Source organism: Vagococcus coleopterorum (assembly GCF_011303955.1).
Taxonomy (GTDB): Bacteria; Bacillota; Bacilli; order Lactobacillales; family Vagococcaceae; genus Vagococcus_D; species Vagococcus_D coleopterorum.
On sequence record NZ_CP049886.1, the window covers coordinates 1,075,798 to 1,096,072 of the forward strand.

At 35.9% G+C, this 20,275-nt stretch carries 18 protein-coding genes; 17 read left to right on the plus strand and 1 reads right to left on the minus strand.

The genetic code is table 11. The annotated features are described in order from the left end of the window. Positions 1-2: 2 nt before the first annotated feature. The 13 genes from G7081_RS05360 (at position 3) to G7081_RS05415 (ending at position 13,904) form a co-directional block, all read left to right on the plus strand. On the plus strand, positions 3-686 hold the full coding sequence (locus G7081_RS05360) for a ComF family protein (RefSeq protein ID WP_166007929.1): 684 nt from the start codon (positions 3-5) through the stop codon (positions 684-686). 153 nt (positions 687-839) lie between these two features. Next, on the plus strand, positions 840-1,403 hold the full coding sequence (hpf, locus tag G7081_RS05365; protein ID WP_166007930.1) for a ribosome hibernation-promoting factor, HPF/YfiA family: 564 nt from the start codon (positions 840-842) through the stop codon (positions 1,401-1,403). A gap of 202 nt (positions 1,404-1,605) precedes the next feature. Further along, a complete protein-coding gene (gene secA / locus G7081_RS05370; RefSeq protein ID WP_166007931.1) occupies positions 1,606-4,134 on the plus strand; it encodes a preprotein translocase subunit SecA in 2,529 nt (842 codons plus the stop codon). 59 nt (positions 4,135-4,193) lie between these two features. After that, a protein-coding gene (gene prfB / locus G7081_RS05375) for a peptide chain release factor 2 (RefSeq protein ID WP_166007932.1) occupies positions 4,194-5,292 on the plus strand; the annotation gives its coding sequence in 2 pieces (ribosomal slippage) (positions 4,194-4,262 and positions 4,264-5,292; 1,098 coding nt in all). A gap of 126 nt (positions 5,293-5,418) precedes the next feature. After that, positions 5,419-6,105 (plus strand): cell division ATP-binding protein FtsE, encoded by a 687-nt coding sequence (ftsE, locus tag G7081_RS05380; RefSeq protein WP_166007933.1) that lies wholly within the window; start codon positions 5,419-5,421, stop codon positions 6,103-6,105. Then, positions 6,098-6,997 carry a permease-like cell division protein FtsX gene (gene ftsX, locus G7081_RS05385; protein WP_166007934.1) on the plus strand — a complete coding sequence of 300 codons (900 nt, stop codon included), beginning with the start codon at positions 6,098-6,100 and terminating at the stop codon, positions 6,995-6,997. The genes ftsE and ftsX overlap by 8 nt, the downstream gene beginning before the upstream one ends. 67 nt (positions 6,998-7,064) lie before the next feature. Then, positions 7,065-7,238 carry a hypothetical protein gene (locus G7081_RS07660; RefSeq protein WP_238786626.1) on the plus strand — a complete coding sequence of 58 codons (174 nt, stop codon included), beginning with the start codon at positions 7,065-7,067 and terminating at the stop codon, positions 7,236-7,238. A gap of 169 nt (positions 7,239-7,407) precedes the next feature. Then, on the plus strand, positions 7,408-8,742 hold the full coding sequence (locus G7081_RS05390; protein WP_166007935.1) for a CoA-disulfide reductase: 1,335 nt from the start codon (positions 7,408-7,410) through the stop codon (positions 8,740-8,742). A gap of 16 nt (positions 8,743-8,758) precedes the next feature. Then, positions 8,759-10,171, plus strand: coding sequence for a cation:dicarboxylate symporter family transporter (locus G7081_RS05395; RefSeq protein WP_166007936.1), 1,413 nt, complete (start codon positions 8,759-8,761; stop codon positions 10,169-10,171). A 95-nt stretch (positions 10,172-10,266) separates the two neighbouring features. Beyond that, complete coding sequence (gene glpK / locus G7081_RS05400; RefSeq protein WP_202982284.1) at positions 10,267-11,769, plus strand: glycerol kinase GlpK; 1,503 nt, start codon at positions 10,267-10,269, stop codon at positions 11,767-11,769. Between the two features lie 123 nt (positions 11,770-11,892). Then, the gene (gene liaX / locus G7081_RS05405) at positions 11,893-13,218 is read left to right on the plus strand and encodes a daptomycin-sensing surface protein LiaX (RefSeq protein ID WP_166007938.1); all 1,326 of its coding nucleotides are present in this window, start codon (positions 11,893-11,895) and stop codon (positions 13,216-13,218) included. Positions 13,219-13,242: 24 nt separating this feature from the next. After that, a complete protein-coding gene (locus G7081_RS05410; RefSeq protein WP_166007939.1) occupies positions 13,243-13,551 on the plus strand; it encodes a PspC domain-containing protein in 309 nt (102 codons plus the stop codon). Next, complete coding sequence (locus G7081_RS05415) at positions 13,551-13,904, plus strand: phage holin family protein (RefSeq protein WP_166008395.1); 354 nt, start codon at positions 13,551-13,553, stop codon at positions 13,902-13,904. Before G7081_RS05410 ends, G7081_RS05415 begins: the two co-directional genes overlap by 1 nt. A gap of 27 nt (positions 13,905-13,931) precedes the next feature. On the opposite strand, the gene G7081_RS05420 is transcribed toward G7081_RS05415, so the two are convergent. Further along, positions 13,932-15,632 carry an NFACT RNA binding domain-containing protein gene (locus tag G7081_RS05420; protein WP_166007940.1) on the minus strand — a complete coding sequence of 567 codons (1,701 nt, stop codon included), beginning with the start codon at positions 15,630-15,632 and terminating at the stop codon, positions 13,932-13,934. Between the two features lie 146 nt (positions 15,633-15,778). Here G7081_RS05420 and G7081_RS05425 point away from each other — a divergent pair, with 146 nt between their 5' ends. The 4 genes from G7081_RS05425 (at position 15,779) to aroF (ending at position 20,266) form a co-directional block, all read left to right on the plus strand. Next, entirely contained in the window at positions 15,779-16,522 is a 744-nt protein-coding gene (locus G7081_RS05425; protein WP_166007941.1) for a hypothetical protein, read from the plus strand. A 59-nt stretch (positions 16,523-16,581) separates the two neighbouring features. Then, positions 16,582-18,084: a D-alanyl-D-alanine carboxypeptidase family protein gene (locus G7081_RS05430; protein WP_166007942.1), complete on the plus strand. Its 1,503-nt coding sequence runs from the start codon at positions 16,582-16,584 to the stop codon at positions 18,082-18,084. A gap of 278 nt (positions 18,085-18,362) precedes the next feature. Then, entirely contained in the window at positions 18,363-19,241 is an 879-nt protein-coding gene (aroE, locus tag G7081_RS05435) for a shikimate dehydrogenase (protein WP_166007943.1), read from the plus strand. Then, positions 19,238-20,266, plus strand: a complete 1,029-nt coding sequence (gene aroF, locus G7081_RS05440) for a 3-deoxy-7-phosphoheptulonate synthase (protein WP_166007944.1) — start codon at positions 19,238-19,240, stop codon at positions 20,264-20,266. Before aroE ends, aroF begins: the two co-directional genes overlap by 4 nt. Positions 20,267-20,275: the final 9 nt, after the last annotated feature.

Below are 20,275 nucleotides of genomic sequence, written 5' to 3' on the forward strand. Positions count from 1 at the left end.
AAATGGAGTGCTTACAATGCCACCAGAAGTTTTGCCCACATGTTACGTTAAAAAGTATTTTTTCTTTCCGACCGCTTATTGTCAGTCAACAATGTCAGCTTTGTCGCAGTCAATTTGAAGAAATTTCTAATGGGGGCTGTTTGATTTGTAGCAAAGAAACGACTAAAGATTGTTGTGCTGACTGTCTCGCATGGCAAGCTAAATACCCGAACAGTACCTTTAAGCTAGAGCCCATTTTTAAATATTCAGAAGAGATGAAAGAGTGGATAGCACTTTACAAGTTTAAAGGCCATCGCGCATTGTGTTATTGTTTTGCAGAAGAAATCGCAAATTATTTTTCTAATCAACATGGTGCAGTGGTTATTCCTATTCCTTTAGCAAGTAGTCGTTATCAAAAAAGAGGATTTAATCAAGTTGAGGAGTTATTAAAAGCAGGGAGTGTAACGTATAAAAAGTTATTGAATAAACCCGCCCAGACGATGGAACAAAATAAAAAATCTAAAGTAGAACGTTTGCAAACGAGTCAACCATTCCAATTGAATCTTGGGGCAATAGCTTGTATAAGGGGACGCGATATCATTTTAGTAGATGATATTTATACGACTGGCAGAACGATGTATTGGGCAGTGGAGTTGATTGAACAATGTAGCCCTAAAACAATTAAAGGGTTTTGTTTAGCAAGATAGCGGGTAGCGCTTCCAATGTTATTATAATAAGGTTTTCAAGGTGTTATTGTTTGCGCTTTTTATTAGTCTCAGATATACTAAAGGTAAGGAGAAGGAGGTTAGCTTTTCCTAACCGATTTCTTCTAGAACAGGTAAATGAGAGGGGTCAATATTATGCTAAAGTTCAATGTCCGTGGTGAAAACATCGAGGTTACTGAAGCAATACGAGACTATGTTGAAAAACGTATTTCTAAATTGGAACGTTATTTTGACAAAGAAAAGGCACCGGAAGCAACTGCTCATGTAAACTTAAAAGTCTATTCAGACAAAAATGCTAAAGTAGAAGTTACAATCCCATTACCATATATTGTTTTAAGAGCTGAGGAAACATCACATGATCTATATGCAAGTATCGACATGGTAGTTGATAAGCTAGAACGACAAATTAGAAAATTTAAAACTAGAATGAATCGTAAACAACGTGAAGGAAACATTGATACGCGAGAAGCCGCAGTCTTTTTAAATAACTTGCCTGCCGAAGATGAAATTGCTGTCGAAGAACTAGACATTGTGAGAACTAAACGTTTATCATTAAAACCAATGGATAGCGAGGAAGCAATCTTACAAATGGAAATGCTAGGACATAATTTCTTTATCTTTGAAGATGCGGAAACGAATGGTACAAGCATTATCTATCGTCGTAAAAATGGTAAATACGGTTTGATTGAAACAAATTAAATAATTAGAAATAAAGACAACTTTTCGAAGTTGTCTTTTTATATTTTAGTTAAGATCAATAAAGCGAAGGGATAGCAATGACAAAACTGTTTCATTTTCCTCCCAATAATGCTAAAATACTAGAGATGGATTAATCTCTAGACTTCAATTAAGGGTGATTTAATCACTGAACAATAAAGGTTTTCTGAAAGGAATTTAAAAGATGGCTAATTTTCTTAAAAAAATGGTAGAGAGTGACAAAAAAGAATTAAAACGTTTAGAAAAAATTGCAGATCAAGTAGACGCTCTTGCAGAAGGCATGGAAGCTTTATCTGATGAAGCTTTAACTGCTAAAACAGCTGAGTTCAAACAACGTGTTGCAGATGGTGAAAGTTTAGATAGCTTATTACCAGAAGCGTTTGCTGTTGTCCGTGAGGGTGCCAAACGTGTTTTAGGTTTATATCCTTACCGTGTTCAAATCATGGGTGGTGTTGTGCTTCATGATGGTAACATCCCAGAGATGAAAACAGGTGAAGGTAAAACGTTAACAGCGACAATGCCTGTTTACTTAAATGCTTTGACTGGCGAAGGGGTTCATGTTGTAACAGTCAATGAATACTTATCAACTCGTGATGCTAGCGAAATGGGTGAATTATACAATTTCTTAGGTTTATCAGTAGGTCTTAACTTAAACGAAAAATCTTCTGAAGAAAAACGTATGGCCTATGCTTGCGATATTACGTACAGCACAAATAGCGAACTTGGTTTTGACTATCTGCGTGATAACATGGTGGTTTACCGTGAACAAATGGTACAACGTCCATTAAATTATGCCATTGTCGATGAAGTTGACTCAATCTTAATTGATGAAGCTAGAACACCATTGATTATTTCAGGTCAAGCTGAGAAATCTACAGCGTTGTATTCTCGTGCGGATAACTTTGTTAAACGCCTAGTAGCAGATGAAGATTATAAAATTGATGTGCAATCTAAAACAATTGCTTTAACAGAAGAAGGAATTACTAAAGCCGAAGAAACATTTGGTTTAGAAAACCTTTATGATATTGAAAATACGGCGTTAACTCATCACTTAGATAACGCTTTAAGAGCAAACTTCATTATGTTATTAGACATTGATTACGTTGTTCAAGATGGTAAAGTGATGATCGTTGACCAATTTACTGGTCGTATTATGGATGGACGTCGTTATTCTGATGGCTTACACCAAGCGATTGAATCTAAAGAAGGCGTTGAAATTGAAGACGAAACAAAAACAATGGCCAACGTGACTTACCAAAACTTCTTTAGAATGTATAAAAAATTGTCTGGTATGACAGGTACAGCTAAAACGGAAGAAGAAGAGTTCCGTGAAATTTACAATATTCAAGTTATTCAAATTCCGACAAATCGTCCATTAATCCGTGATGACCGTGCTGATTTACTTTACCCAACATTAGAGAGTAAATTTAAAGCAGTCGTTGAAGACATTCAAGAACGTCATGAAGCTGGTCAACCAGTCTTAGTCGGAACAGTTGCTGTTGAAACATCAGAATTAATTTCTCACTTATTAGACCAAGCGAATATTCCGCATGAAGTATTGAATGCTAAAAATCACTTTAAAGAAGCGGAAATCATTTTAAACGCTGGTCAAAAAGGTGCGGTCACAATCGCTACTAATATGGCTGGTCGTGGTACCGATATTAAACTTGGTTTAGGCGTGAAAGAAAATGGCGGTTTAGCGGTTATTGGTACGGAACGTCACGAATCTCGTCGTATCGATAATCAATTACGTGGACGTGCAGGTCGTCAAGGTGACCCAGGTGTGTCTCAATTCTACTTATCTCTTGAAGATGATTTAATGAAACGTTTTGGATCTGAAAAAGTTAAAGCAATGTTAGACCGCTTTAAAATTGCTGATGATGAAGCGGTTATTCAAAGTAAAATGTTATCTAAACAAGTTGAGTCAGCACAGAAACGTGTTGAGGGTAATAACTACGATACGCGTAAAAATGTCTTACAATACGATGATGTGATGCGTGAACAACGTGAGATCATCTACAGTCAACGTCATGAAGTCATCATGGAAGATGATACCCTAACACCAGTTGTTATGGGGATGATCAACCGCGCGATTGAACAAGTGGTAACAGATCACACCTCAGCTCCAGATAAAAAAGATTGGAACTTACAAGGCATTGTTGATTTTGCAGGAAACTGTCTTGTTCATGAAGATGATATTTCATTAGCTGATATTGAAGAGAAGACACCAGCTGAAATGATGACTTTCTTAAATGAAAAAGCGCAAGCTATTTTTGATGAAAAAGTTGAAATTTTAAATGGTAGTGAACAATTACTTGAATTCCAAAAAGTGGTGATTTTACGTGTTGTTGACATGAAGTGGACAGATCATATTGATGCCATGGATCAATTACGTGAGTCAATTGGCTTACGTGCCTACGGCCAAAATAATCCTTTAGTTGAATATCAACAAGAAGGTTACCGCATGTTTGAAGCGATGGTCGGATCGATTGAATATGATGTGACTCGTTTATTCATGAAATCAGAAATTCGTCAAAATGTGCAACGTGAACAAGTTGCGCAAGGGGAGGCAGTACAACCTTCTGATGACGAAGGCAAAGTCAGTGCAGATCAAACGAAACAACCCCGCCAAGTTGAAAAAGTTGGTCGTAATGAAATGTGCCCTTGTGGTAGTGGAAAGAAATTTAAAAACTGTCACGGTAAAGATTTATAATCGTCAATGGTATTTGGTCTAACCAAATGCCATTGCTTTTTATTATAGGAGGAAACACGATGGAATTATTTGAAATAAAAAATCATTTAGAGACAATTGATGGCAAACTAATTGAATTTAGGGGGTCACTTTGACTTAGAGGATCTTGAAGAGCAAATTGCCAATCTTGAAAATGAAATGGCCTTTCCTGGTTTTTGGGACGATAACGAGAAAGCTCAAGTCGTTATTAATGAAAGCAACCTATTAAAGGCGAAATTCCAAGCTTTTCATAATTTAACTGAAGCATCTGAAGAATTGCTAATGATGCTTGAAATGGTAAGTGAAGAACCTGATGCAGAAATGGAAATGGAACTAGTTAGTGGTTTAACCGAATTGCAAACAAAATTAGATGCCTATGAGTTAGAGCAACTATTAAATGATCCATACGATAGTAGTAATGCAATTGTCGAGTTACATCCAGGTGCAGGGGGAACTGAGTCGCAAGACTGGGGCGATATGTTACTTCGGATGTACACACGTTGGGCCAATGCTCACAACTTTACCGTTGAATACCTAGATTATATAGCAGGTGATGAAGCCGGTATTAAAAGCGTCACTCTGTTGATTAAAGGACACAACGCTTTTGGCTATTTAAAATCTGAAAAAGGGGTTCACCGCTTAGTACGTATCTCACCATTTGATTCAGCCAATCGTCGTCACACCTCATTTTGCTCGGTTGATGTCATGCCAGAGTTAGATGATAAGATTGAAATTGAGATCAATCCTGATGACATTAAAATGGATACATTTAGAGCAAGCGGAGCAGGTGGACAGCATGTCAACAAAACCGATTCAGCAGTGCGCTTAACCCATACACCAACAGGGATTGTCGTCTCTAGCCAAGCGCAACGTTCTCAATTAAAAAATAGAGAACAGGCTATGGGAATGTTGAAGTCGAAGTTATATCAGTTAGAAGTTGAGAAAAAAGAACAAGAAGAAGCAGAGTTACGTGGCGAACAACTAGAAAATGGTTGGGGTTCACAAATCAGATCGTATGTCTTTCATCCATATTCAATGGTGAAGGATCATCGAACAAATCATGAAGTAGGCAATACGCAGTCTGTCATGGACGGTGGTCTTGATGGGTTTATGGATGCATTCTTAAGATTAAGTCTTTGATAAGATTGTTATAAATGATACACATTTGTAATTAAATGTAAGATGATTTACAATGTTTGAGTGCTATAATGTGTAACATAGCTGACAACTAGGCGACCAAATCGCTAGTTAGATAGGAGAATGAAAATGATTGAAATGAAAAATGTCATGAAAAAGTATCCTAACGGAACAACTGCTATCCGTGACATCTCGGTAAATATTGACCAAGGTGAATTCGTATATGTAGTAGGACCAAGTGGTGCTGGTAAATCAACTTTTATTAAGTTAATGTACCGCGAAGAAAAAGCAACAAAAGGATCTATTTCAGTTTGTGGATTTAATTTAATGAAAATTAAAAATAAACAAGTCCCATTATTGCGTCGTGAAATTGGGATTGTCTTCCAAGATTATAAATTATTACCAAAGAAAAAAGTTTATGAGAATGTGGCATACGCGATGCAAGTTATCGGTAAAAAACCACGTGAAACTAAAAAACGTGTGATGGAAGTTTTAGACTTAGTTGGCTTGCGCCATAAAGCAAATGCTTTCCCAGATGAATTGTCAGGTGGGGAACAACAACGTGTGGCTATTGCACGTGCGATTGTTAACACACCGAAAGTTTTAATTGCCGATGAACCAACAGGTAACTTAGACCCTGAAAACTCATGGGAAATCATGAAACTTTTAGAAAAAATCAACTTACAAGGAACAACTGTTGTGATGGCAACACACAATAGTACAATCGTAAATACGATTCGTCACCGCGTTATCGCGGTTGAAAATGGATGTATTATTCGAGATCAACACGAAGGGGAGTACGGTTACGATGATTAGAGGATTTTTCCGTCATATTGGCGAGAGCTTAAAAAGCTTAAAACGTAACGGCTGGATGACTTTAGCTTCTGTCAGTGCCGTAACAGTGACGTTGATTTTAGTAGGTGCTTTCTTAGCCGCTATGTTAAACGTCAATAAATTATCAAAAGACATTGAGAATGCTGTAGATGTTTCTGTTTTCGTTAATATTGGTACGTCAGATAAAGATCGTGATGTATTAGAAACAGAGCTATACAAAATTCCCGGTGTAGTATCAAAAGAAAAAGAAGGTATTCGTTTATCTGGTAAAGATGAACAATTGAAAAAATTAATTGAGGATTTAGGTCCTACATGGAAGTTATTTGATAAAGATAACAATCCCTTATATGATGTTTTTGTTGTAAAAGCAGAAACGCCTGAACAAACAAAAGATATTCAAAGAGCAGCGGCAGAATTACCAAATGTTAAAAAAGCCGATTATGGTGGAGTGTCTTCAGATAATATCTTTAAAATTTCTAGTTTCGTTCGTAAGTGGGGATTGATTGCGACAATTGTTTTATTATTTATTGCAATCTTCTTAATTTCAAATACGATTCGTATTACTATCATTTCACGTAAACGTGAGATTCAAATTATGCGTTTAGTTGGTGCTAAAAACGGCTTCATCCGCTGGCCATTCTTTATTGAAGGCGCTTGGATTGGTCTTTTAGGCGCGATTATTCCGGTGATTGCTATGTACTTTGGTTACCGTAAAATGTTTAATTTATCTAAACAATTATTCGTAAGTTCAAACTTTAGCTTATATCCAACTGCTGAGTTACTACCAAAAGTTTGTTTAGGAATGTTAGTTTTAGGTGTTGCGATTGGTTCATTAGGATCAATTATGTCAATGCGTAAATTCTTAAAAGTATAAATTTTAAAGATCACTTTAAGTGGTCTTTTTTTTATACAAAAAAACACATTAAAGCAGATGCTCTAATGTGTTAAAGGGATATGCTGTTGAACTAGAGTATTTGGGGAAACTAGATTCAACAGGAAATCATATGAACCAGAAAAATGTTAAACAGAAGTTTAAAGCTATTAGCATGCAGAGCTTGGGGAAGTTACTACACACTAATAGTGGCATTAATTATGGTCAAAAGATTTCAGTGTAATTATATCACATTAGTTCAATAAAATAACAATTTCTATAAATTCTAAACAAAATCTCAATAAAATTTAATATTAGACAAAAAATACTATTAAAAAGTAAGTTAAAGTACGAGCATTTTTTTTTGTTAGATGCTATATTTATAGTGATCACACTTTAGGAGGTTTTGTCAGATGGAAATTGTTATAATCGGAGGGATTGCCGCAGGGATGAGTGCGGCAGCAAAAGCATCTAGAACAAATAAAGACGCTAATATTACTGTTATCGAAAAAGAAAAATATATTTCGTTTGGGGCATGTGGATTACCTTATTATTTAGGCGAGGAATTTGCAGATGAAAATGAAATGTTTGCTAGAACACCTGAGCAAATGGAGAAGACAGGGATTAATTTACTGTTAGAACATGAAGCTACAAACATTGATTTTAATAAAAAAATCATTACGGTCACTGATTTACAAACAGGAGAGTCATTTGAAAAAGCTTATGATCGCCTGATGCTAGCTACCGGTGCACAACCGATTGTTCCACCTATTCCAGGGATTGATGCAGATAATGCTTATACGATTACTAAATTAGATTCAGTTAATCGCTTAAAAAAAGCCTTGACTAGCTATAAAAAAATTATGGTTGTTGGTGGCGGTTTTATTGGTGTGGAAGTTGCCGATCAGTTAGTAAAATTAGGTAAAGACGTCACTTTACTTGAAGCTGGCCCAGAAATTATGAGTGGTCCTTTTGATTCTGAATTTTCTCAGAAGTTAAAAGGTGCATTAGAAGAAGATGATATTTGCGTCTGTACGAATGAAGCTGCTGAAGAATTTGTCCAAACAGACGGGCAGATCACCGCCGTTAAAACTGCTAAAGGTCAGTATGAAGTAGACGCTGTCATTATTGCGATTGGTTTCCGTCCAAACACAAAATTTTATGCAGATAATTTCAAAACACTATCTAACGGGGCTATCATTATTGATCAGCATGGTCAAACATCAATTAAGGATGTTTTTGCCGCAGGGGACTGTGCAAGTATTCCTAACAGATTGTTGGGTGATACTTATACGGCTCTTGCAACAAGTGCCAATAAAATGGGACGGATTGTTGGAACAAATATTGGGTTGCCAGAATCTGAATGGGAGTCATTTGTAGGCTCGTTAGGAAGTAGCGCTATTAAAGCAGGGCAATATGAAGCTGCTAGTACGGGTTTAACTGAAAAACAAGCGATTAGCAAAGGTCTTAATATTAAAACGACTTGTATTGAAACAAATAATCATTCAAATTACTACACAGTTCAAGAAAAAATTATGATTAAACTGGTTTACGATGCTGAAACATTTGTCTTATATGGTGCACAATTATTTGGGAAAAACGAAACAGTTTTACGAGCAACTGGTTTAACAACAGCTATTCATGCAGGTATGACGACTAAAGAATTAGGCTTTGTTGACTTCGCATATGCACCACCATTTGCTTCAACTTGGGAAGCAATTAATGTTGCGGCTAACACTGCAAAATAAAAGGGGATGAATAAAGATGATTAATTTACCATTCTTTACCGATTTTTTGAAAATAAGTAACGCTTTTACAGTTATCTCAATCATTGTTTTAATTGCAGGGATATTATTTCTAAAGCAATTAAAAAATAAAAAAGTTAATTTTACCAAACGCATGTTAATTTCTTTAGCATTAGGTTTAATCATTGGTATAGGGATTGATTTAATTGGGCAACAATTTGATGTTTATCAAAACTTTGCACAAATTGAAATTGCCACATGGTTCGGTCTGGTTGGGACAGGCTTCTTAAAACTTGTTCAACTGCTAGCGATTCCAGTTGTCTTCTTATCAATTATTAAAGTGGTGATTGATGTCCAAGGAGATCGGATTAAATCACTGACGGCTAAAACTTTTACAACATTGTTAGGAACAACGGCTATATCAGCTGGAGTCGGGATTTTTGTTGTGAAATTATTCAACTTAAATGGTTCAAGTTTTGCAGGCGATTTAACCGAAGCTAAAATTGAACGAATGGCTGACATTTCAGCTCAAAGTTTTCCAGATTTCTTTTTAAACTTAATTCCAGATAATATTTTTAAAGTGATGAGTGATAACGGGAGCATTGTTTCAGTTGTGATTGTTGCGGCCATGTTTGCGGGAGCTATTCGTTTCTTACAAGTGAAGAAACCGAAAGAGGTTGCGCCATTTGTTACGTTGTTAGATTCATTAAAAGTAACAGTCAATTCAGTCTTAACAAATGTTATTAAATTAATGCCTTATGGTGTTTTAGCATTAGTTAGTAACACCATCATTGCTAATGGTATCGAATCAATTGTAGGGATGTTAGGCTTTATTGCAGCGCTTTATACAGCTGTATTAATTATGTTATTAGTTTATGTTGTGATGTTATTAGTAATGGGTGTTAGCCCTGTAACATTCTTTAAAAAAGCTTTTAATACATTGTTATTCGCATTCTCTTCACGTTCAAGCGTAGGGACATTGCCCTATACTTTGAAAACACTTGAAGATGATATGGGTGTGTCTAAAGAAACAGCCAACTTTGTCGGAACATTAGGGACAACTGTGGGAATGAACGGCTGTGCTGGTGTCTTTCCAGCTATGTTAGGTGTCTTGATTGCTTCAGCGGTGGGAACACCAATGACGTTCTCGTTCTACATGTTAGTTGTCTTAGTTGTAACAGTTGGTTCAATCGGAATTGCTGGTGTACCTGGCACTGCAACAGTTGCTGCGACAGTTACACTAAATGGTTTAGGATACGGTCAAACAATTTCAAGCATTGGGGCAATCTTTGGGATTGATCCAATTGTTGATATGGGACGGACAATGTTAAATGTTGCTGGTTCGATGGTGTCAGCTATTATGGTCGATAAATGGGAAGGTAACTTTGATAAGGAAGCCTACAACACATTTAATGAAACAATCGAAGAATAAGTTAAAAAGGCTAGTCTGCTGACTAGCCTTTTTATATTGTTTGTCATCGTAATATCAGTTAAAATATGAGTTACGAGAATGTATTGAAAGGAATTATTATGTCTAAATATATATTAGTGATAGATCAAGGGACAACCAGTACCCGTGCGATTTTATTTAATAAAGAGGGGGTGGATGTTGCCAAGGCTCAAGAAGAATTTCCTCAGTATTTTCCTCAACCGAGTTGGGTTGAACATGATGCTAATGAGATTTGGCAAAGTGTTTTAAGTGTCATTTCTAAAGTCATGAAAGAAGCTGATATTACATCAAAAGATCTTGATAGTATAGGGATTACAAATCAGCGAGAGACAACGGTTATTTGGGATAAAGAAACTGGTATGCCGATACACCATGCCTTAGTTTGGCAATCCCGTCAAAGCAATGAATTAACAGAGGAGTTGATCGAGTCAGGTCACGAAGAATTGATTCGTGAAAAGACCGGGCTAAAAGTTAACTCATATTTTTCGGCTACGAAAGTTATGTGGTTATTAGATGAAATTCCACAAGCAAGACAACGTGCTGAGCGTGGAGAATTACTTTTTGGAACGATTGATACATGGTTAATTTGGAAATTAACCGATGGGAAAGTTCATGCGACCGATTATACTAACGCCTCAAGAACTATGATGTACAACATTCATGATTTAGAATGGGATCAAGAGCTGTTAGACTTGTATAATATTCCCGCAAGTTTATTACCAGAGGTGAAAAAATCATCTGCAGACTACGGTACAACAGACTATTACCACTTGTTTGAAACTGGCGTAAAAATCATGGGTGTGGCTGGTGATCAACAAGCTGCCTTATTTGGTCAAAACTGTTTTGAAGCGGGGAATGTCAAAAATACTTATGGTACAGGATCATTTATCCTAATGAACACTGGAGACAAAGCAATCCAATCAGATTATGGACTATTAACAACCTTAGCTTGTGATGGACAGGGTGAGGTCTGCTACGCATTAGAAGGAAGTGTCTTTGTTTCTGGTTCTGCGATTCAGTGGCTACGTGATGGCTTAGAAATCATTAAGGATTCTGCTGAAACGGAGAAAATGTCTCAAAATTTAGCAAGTAACGAGGGAGTCTATATTGTGCCAGCATTTGTGGGGTTAGGTGCACCTTATTGGGATTCAAATGTGCGTGGCGCAATTTTTGGCGTGACACGTGGAACGACAAGAAACACCTTTGCACGAGCGACTTTGGAAAGTATTGCTTACCAAACAAAAGATGTAGTGGAAACAATGATTAAAGAAACAGGCTTACCAATGACACAGATGAAAGTCGACGGTGGCGCTTCTAAAAATAATTTCTTACTAAGTTTCCAAGCTGATATTTTAAACTTACCAATTTTTAGACCAATGGTTAATGAAACAACAGCTTTAGGTGCAGCTTACCTAGCTGGTTTAGCAAGTGGTTTCTGGAAAGATACAGAAGAAATTAAACATATTTGGCAAGTCGATGCTAGTTATTATCCAGATATGGATGAAGAATCTCGCAATAAGTACTATCGTAAATGGCAAAAAGCAGTTGCCGCAGCCCGTAGTTTTTGTGATGAAGATTAAGTCAGACTTTAAATAGAGAAACAAATCCTCCTTAAGACCTATGACGAATTATGCGATATAATGCATAATAGTGTTATCAGGTTGATTTCTATTAACAAATGGAAATCATAAGGAGGTTTTTTTATGAAAGAACAAGAAAGAATTGTTGAATTAATAAATATGGGTGTCATTTCTGCGGAAGAAGGCTTAAGTCTATTAGAAAAAATTGCTGATGAAAAAAAAGCAGATTCATTTGCAACTAAAAAAACAGCAGTTAATGAAACGGAAGACCAATCTTTCTCAGATATTAAGTTGGAAATAGAGGCTATTAAACTACAAATTTCTGAATTAGAAACGGAATTAGTTCAGGAGATGTATCACTTGCCGGAACAAGCAGAATTGAAGGCTGAAAAAGAAGAAGAGTTAACTGAACTGCAATTAACGTTAACCGAGTTAGAAGAAGAGTTAAACGAGTCAGCAGAAGAAAAAATCATGAGTGGTATCAAGGGAAATAAATCATTTTTTAGCGAGGACGCTGAAAAGTCGCTTGAAGATGAAGAACCATTATCACAACGAATTGGTGGTTTCTTTAAAGCGATGACAGAAAGTGTTTCGGCACATGATTTGAAACGCTCATTATCACCAAAGGCTAACAGTAGTTTTAAACACGAGTTTTATTACCCAGAAATCAAAGCAACTAATATAGACTTTAAAGTTGCTAATGGTAATATTATGTTTAACACGTGGGATAAAGAGGATGTGAAAGTTGAAGCAACTATTAAGCTTTATGGAAAAATGGAAGCTGAAACAGACTTAGAAGCATTCTTACAAAGAAGCCGAATCGAAGTGAACGATGACACGATTAGTTTCCAATTACCTAACAAACGCGTGAAGGCTGACTTAAATATTTTTATTCCAAGTCGTATATACGATCATGTTTCAATTAATTTATTGAATGGTGATATGGACTTAAGTGATCTTAAAACAAATGATTGTTTCATTAAGAGCACAAATGGAGATAAAACATTTAATGCAATTTCAGCAACAATGTTAGAAATTGAAGGCGTTAATGGGAATGTTCTATTAGCAGATGCTTCGATAAATGACATTATGGTGGAAACGGTCAATGGTAATGCTAATTTAGCAGGAACTTTCCAAACGGTTACTGCCAAAGCAACTAATGGAGATTTACGCCTAATGCCAACAACGTCAGAGCTGAAAAATGTTGATGTTCGTGTAAAAAACGGTACAATTAAAGTAGCAATTCCTGAAAAACAAAGTGTAGAAGCTTACTTAAAGACGGATTTTGGCAGCATTAATCACCGTGTTGGGGAAAGTGAAATCATTCGTGAGAAAAAAGATAAAACTAGCTCGCAAATTCAATTGCGTCGAACATTGGAAAGCGAAGCGGTTCATTTGCGTCTAAGTTCAACAACAGGTAGTATTTATATTAAAGATAAATCAATTTAAATTTGATCAATAAGGGGTATGGTTATGAAGAAAAAATTAGTTAAATCAAATAAAGATAGAGTTGTTTCAGGTGTCTTAGCAGGAATTGGGGAATATTTAAATATTGATCCAACGATTATTAGAGTATTGTTCGCATTAACAATTTTCTTTAGTTTTTGGGCAACAATTATTATTTACATCTTGTTAGCTATTGTGATCCCAACAGAAAGTGGTCAATCAAGACAATCAGCTAGTTTCGAAGGTGAGTTTTCTGAATTTGAAAAAACAACTAAACAAGGTAAACGTCCTCGTAAAGAGGCGGAAAAAGTTGAGGATGAATGGAGCGATTTTTAATGGGATACTTCCAAAGTTTAATTGTTAGCACCTTAACCTTTATCTCGTTATCGGTCATTTTACCGGATAATATGCTTTATGTTAGTAGTATTCTAGTAGCGTTAATTGCTAGTTTTGTCTTATCATTACTAAATGTCTTAGTAAAACCAATTTTACATTTATTATCGCTACCAATTACTTTTTTAACACTAGGGTTGTTTAGCTTCGTGATTAATGCTGTCATCTTACAGCTAACATCAGCAGTATTAGGTGAACAAAACTTTATGTTTTCAAGTTTCGGTGCGTCAATCTTAGTGGCTGTTATTATGACACTGGTAAATAGTGTTGTTGTAAACCATAATTTGACGAAATAAAAAAGACTATCGTTTGATAGTCTTTTTTTATTTGCGTAATGAATCGACAACTAATTTATTTGGTGTTACAAAAACTGTTTTTTGATTTTCGTATATCACGTATCCAGGCTTAGAACCATTTGGCTTTTTAACATGTTTAACTTTAACATAGTCAACAGGGACTGAAGCAGAGAGCCGATATTTTGAATAATAAGCCGCTAGTATAGCTGCTTCTTCAATCGTTTCATAGCTTGGGGTGCTATCTTGAATAATGACATGAGAACCCGGTATGTCTTTAGCATGTAACCAGATATGATTTTTATCAGCCGTTTTCATTGTCAATTGGTCATTTTGAATATTATTTTTTCCGACGAGAATCGTAACGCCGTCTGAAGAGAGATACGTTTCGGGTTTACTCTTAGCTTGGCTATTTCGTTTGCCAGGTATTTTTTTAGCTCGGATATAACGTTCAGAAATAAGTTCTTCACGAATGTATTCAATTTCCTTAGGAGTGGCTAAATCAAGTTGTGATAGGACGGAGTCCAAATAGGCCGCTTCTTTTTCAACTAATTCCAATTGTTCCCCAATGATTTTGACGCTGTTTTTCAACTTGCCATATTTATGGAAATATTTTTGAGCATTTTGTGAAGGTGATAAATCTTCCCTTAATTGAATTTCGATAGGTTGGTTATCTTCGTAGTAGTTTTCAAGGGTGATTTTGTTAGCGCCACGAGGGACTTCATGAAGGTAAGTTGTTAACAATTCACCTTTTTGACGAACCAACTCGGCGTTAGTTGTTTGGGCCAAATCCTTCGTCAGTTTTTCTTTTTTAGTAACCATTTTTTTTCGTTCATTTTCAATTTTACGAATAAGTTCACCAGCTTGCTGTTTAACACGTTCTTTTTCCGCTTTTCCATCATAGAATTGATCCAATAGATCATGAAGTGTTGGAAAAGTATAACGTTCTGGTCCTAATGAATCAAAACTAATTGGTGTGAAGTATTCTTTGTTTTCATAAATACTTAAAGTAGGCGTGATTTCAGATTCTAGCTCATGCCAAAATTGTTTCCAGACACCAAGAGGTTCAGTAGGGGTTTCCAGCATGCGGTGAGCAAGTTCGTTGGCTGTATCTTTTCCTAAGCCTTGAAAGTTCTCCTGGAAAAAAGTTGCTGAAAGCTCATCTGCTGTAGAAAGCAATTCAAATAGTTTAGTTTGATCGATTGTATAAGGATTTTCTTGTTTAGTATTAATCGGAGGTTGCACGTAATCAGCGCCAGGTAATAAGATTCTAAAGGTATTTTGACTAGGCCCCACATGTTTAATACAATCTAATATTTTATTATTTTCTTGATTGACTAAGACGATATTACTATGACGACCCATCAATTCAACAACTAAGGCGATATCTTCTAAGTCACCTAAATCATTCCGTTTCGAGAAATGAATTTCTACAATCCGATCGTTTTCGATTTGTTTAATATCTTGAATGATAGCACCTTCAAGATGTTTTCGGAGCATTAAACAAAAGTTAGGAGGAGTAGTTGGATTGTGGTATTCCATTGAAGTCAATTGAATACGAGCGTACTGCGAGTGAGCAGATAATAGGAGCTTATGATTTTGTCCTTGTTGACGAATAATTAAAACAAGCTCATTATCGTAAGGTTGGTGGACTTTTGATAAACGGCCGTTTTGAATTTTTGCTTTTAATTCATGAATGATTGAGTGGGTAAAAACACCATCAAATGACATAAAATAACCTCATTTCTTGATTATCGATAAAGTAATATAAAATACTGATTAATTGAAAGTGTTTTTGCCTATAAAATAGGAAAATGCTTTTCTTTTCTATCAGCAATTAGTATACTATGTATTATAACAGAGTAAAGGTGAAGTGCATGGATAAATTAACTAAGATAAAAAACGAACTTCAAACTATATATAATAATATTACTGGTGGAATCAGCGATAAAAAAGCAAATTTTTCTCCGCGTATGAAAGAAAGCCGTCACCATTTTTGGCAATCTCTTAAAGAACGAAAAGAAATTGTTGCGATTACATTGTTGTCAATTGTTCTTTTAGCGTTGATTATGATTGTTGCTATTCCAAGAACAAAAGCTTCAATTATTACGAAAGAAACAAATTCTTTAGTTGGTCGTAATTACCAAGAAAGCAACCATGTGGAATTGATTCCGTATAATAAAATTGAAAAAGCGATTGTAAATAATGACAGCATTACCGTTGCAATTATTGATCAACATGATGAAAATTACGATGTGTTAGAATCAGTTCTAAACGATGAAGAAAAAGCGGTTAAGTTTGATGGGACAGTTTACTTATATCCATTAGTAAATGAAAAAGACCGAGTTCGTTCATTCTTTAAAATCAAAGATGGTATCACGCTGATTCATTTTGAAGATCAAAAAGAAACAGCTCGTAAAGTTCTATCTAAGAAAAAAGATATTGAAAAAAATACCTTTGATTATTTCAAATCAATGAGTATGGGGAAACCAGCAATGACCGCTGATGAATTAGCGAATGAAAAGCTAAAAGAAGATCAGGAAGCTAAAGGGTTAACTCCAGATGGAGAACCTAAAAAAACTGGTGAAGTCATTGATGAACTAAAGGACGTTATTATTTAATTAACCGGCTTTGAAGAAACTTTCGAAGCCTTTTATTTTGACTAGGAGGGTAACAAAAAATGACAGATTTAAAAGTTAAAGTTTTGCTAGTCCTTCTAGTTATAGTGGGGTTATTTTCTTCTTCAATGTCAGGTTACGCGGCGGAAGAAGAGCTGCCAGTAATTGATAAGACATTATCGGGTAAATTGAACGGAGCAGAGAAGCCAACCATTCAACCAGAAGATGATATTATGAAGATTGCAGCAAAAGCGGGCAGTGTTTATCCAGAATTTTATCGACCTAAAGGTGGTATCGTTATTGATAGTTTAAGTGGTGACGTGCTTTGGTCTGAAAATCCAGATAAAGTCTGGCCAATCGCTAGTTTAAGCAAGTTGATGACTGCTTATATTGTCTTAGATGAAATTAGCGAGGGTGATTTAACTTTAGATAGTAAATTTAAAGTGACAGATGATATTCAAGCCATTTCGCAAATTTATTCATTAAGTAATAATAAAATGGTAACAGGGGTTGAGTATACCTTACGAGAATTATTAACCATTATGTTAATCCCATCATCAAATGCTGCGACAGTTATGTTATCGGATGTTGTGTCGCCAGGTAAACGTGGTGAATTCATTGATAAAATGAATAATATGGCTGAAAAATTAGGAATGACGAAAACGAAATACTATAATTCTTCAGGAGCAACGGCAGCCTCTTTTGAGGGCTTATATAATCCTGAAGGTTATGATCCGAATGGTGACAATGTTTCAACCGCTCGTGATATTTCAATTTTAATTTATAACTTTATGAAACATCATCCCGAAGTGTTAGAATTTACTAAAAATCCGAAAGTAACAGTCAAATCTGGGACACCCTATGAAGAAACTTTTGAATCATATGTTCTTTCTGTGGAAGGGAATAAGTATAGTTTCCCAGGCATGGATGGTTTAAAAACAGGTTCTAGTCCATCAGCGGCGTTTGGTTATGGAGCAACAGCTGTTCGAGATGATAAACGTTTTATCGAAGTTTTATTAGGTGTTGGAACGTGGGAAGAACAGAACGGCGAAGATATTCGTTTCCCAATTGGGAATGCTTTGCTAGATAAGATGTTTAAAGATTACGATTATCGCAAAGTCCTGTCAAAAGGTGAAAATACAATCAGTGGACGTGACGTTATTTTGGATGACGATGTCTATGCATTAGTTAAACCTGAACAAGAATTTTCAGTTGATTTTAGTGAAAATGGAATCAAAATTGATACCGGTTTAGAAGGTGTGTCTGATAAAATTTCTGCACCAACGGTTAAATTTAAAGAGAAAACTTTAGCGAGTAATTTAGGATTCGATTCAGATAAAACAATCACTGAACAGTTTAAAACCAATAAATTAATTCCGTTGTTAATGGGGTTGGTCGGCATAGTAATGATAATGTTATCTAGGTTAGTGATTAACCTTCGTCGTCGAAAAAACGCTCGCGGTGGAAATCTAATAACAACAGTAGGAATTCTTTTGGGGTTCGCGCTTGTAGTTGTGGCAATTTACTTTACTTTAGAACAGCTTTTAGGTGGCATATTTAATTAAAACACTATCTTAATTGATAGTGTTTTTTGTTTTTTTACAAAGCGGGTATAAGCTATCAAACGCTGAATTGACAATCATTTTTTAGCGTTATATACTTGTTGTACAAAGTTAATTTTACAGGACGTTATGCCTAATAGTTAAACTCTTTGGATGTGCAAAATTGAATTGACTAGGACGAAACATGTGACATGTTAATTTGGTAATTCAAATGATAGTAATTAGAACGTTTGCTAAGCTTTTCTTTGGCAAACGTTTTTATTTTGAAGAGGAGTCGTACGATGGATAAAGCAATTAAAAAACCAGTGTTAGCCAGTTTATTAGCTTCGCCAATTGGTCATAGTTTATCACCTGTGATTCATAATACAGCTTTTGCTGAATTAAATATCAACGGGCAATATACCCTTGTTGATACTGGTAGTGATTCTTTAGAATCTTGCTTTGCCGAATTGCGTCAGTCAACACTCTTAGGTTGTAATTTATCCATGCCGAATAAACAATTAGCTATTCCTTTAGTAGATGATTTATCTGATACAGCTAAAGTTGTTGGCGCCATCAATACAGTTATCGTAAACGACGGTAAATTATTTGGAGATAATACAGATGGTAGAGGGTTTGTTAAAGGGTTAGAAGTGAATGACATTGTATTTCAAGATAAAACGGTCCTTATTTTAGGTGCAGGTGGTGCAGCGCTAAGTATTATTTATGAATTAGCAAAGCAAGGCGTTAGTCAATTAGTTGTTTTAAAACGTCAAAATGACACCTTTGATCAGACTGTAGCTAAGATGGAACAATTATCAACTCTGACAAATTGCCCCATAACAGTTATTGCTTTCTCAGATGAATTACAAGCTATCATCGAGAGTGCTGATATTATTGTGAATTGTACAAATGTTGGTATGGCGGAGTTAGAGGATGAAACTCCGTTAGACCCTAGGTTTAAGCTGTCCAGCCATTCAGTCGTCGTTGATATCATCTACGTGCCGAAGCAAACTGAACTATTGAAATGGGCAGAAGAGCAAGGTTGTCGCACGTTAAACGGCTTAGATATGCTAATTTACCAAGCCTCAGAAGCCTTTAAATTATGGACGGCTAAAGACATGCCGATTACTCCTGTAAAAGAAGCGGTAAAAAATCGATTGGAGAATAATGACAAATGATTATTCATTTAAATAAAACTATCAAAGAAGCTGACCTAAAACTTCTACAAGATACTTTGAAAGATAAAGGATTTAAGTCTGTTTTAAGTGAGGGCCAAAAAGTAGTTGTTGGTGTCTTAGGAACTAAAGAGGAATCAGATTTAGACTTTTTAGAAACTCTTCCACTAGATTATAAATTAGAAAAATTAAACAGTAGCTATAAATTAGTCAGTCGTGACTTTCACCCTGAAAATTCAATCATCAATGTTGATGGTTTATTAATTGGTGGCGATGAGTATGTCACGATGGCAGGACCTTGTTCAGTGGAAGGTCGTGAACAAATATTTGAAACGGCTCGTATGGCAGCAGCAGGAGGTGCCAAAGTCCTTCGTGGTGGCGCCTTTAAACCAAGAACATCGCCTTATGATTTCCAAGGACTTGGTGAAGAAGGTCTGCAACTCATGCGTGAAGCAGCTGATCGCTATGACTTAAAAATGATTACTGAAGTCATGGACGAAGGGAATTTAGATTTAGTTTGCCAATATACAGATATTATTCAAATTGGCGCGCGTAATATGCAAAACTTCCGTTTGCTAGAAGCCGTTGGTCGCACTGGGAAACCGGTCGCGTTGAAACGTGGTATCTCTGGAACGATTAACGAGTGGTTACATGCTGCAGAATACATTGCGGCTCAAGGCAACTTAAATATTATCTTTATTGAGCGTGGTATTCGTACGTATGAACAAATGACGCGTAATACCTTTGATCTAAGTGCTGTGCCAATTATCCAAGGGTTAAGTCACTTACCAATTATTGTTGACCCAAGTCACGGTGTTGGAGTTCGTGAATGCATTAAACCAATGGCTTTAGCTGGTTTAGCAGCAGGAGCTTCGGGAATGATTGTTGAGATTCACCCTGATCCAAATAAAGCTTGGTCAGATGGTCCACAATCTTTAAATGAAGCTGATTATTTAGAAATGATGAAAGAAGTTGCTATTTTAGAACCAACGATGAAGAAAATCAAAAAATTGAGACAGTCAAAATAAAGGAGGAAA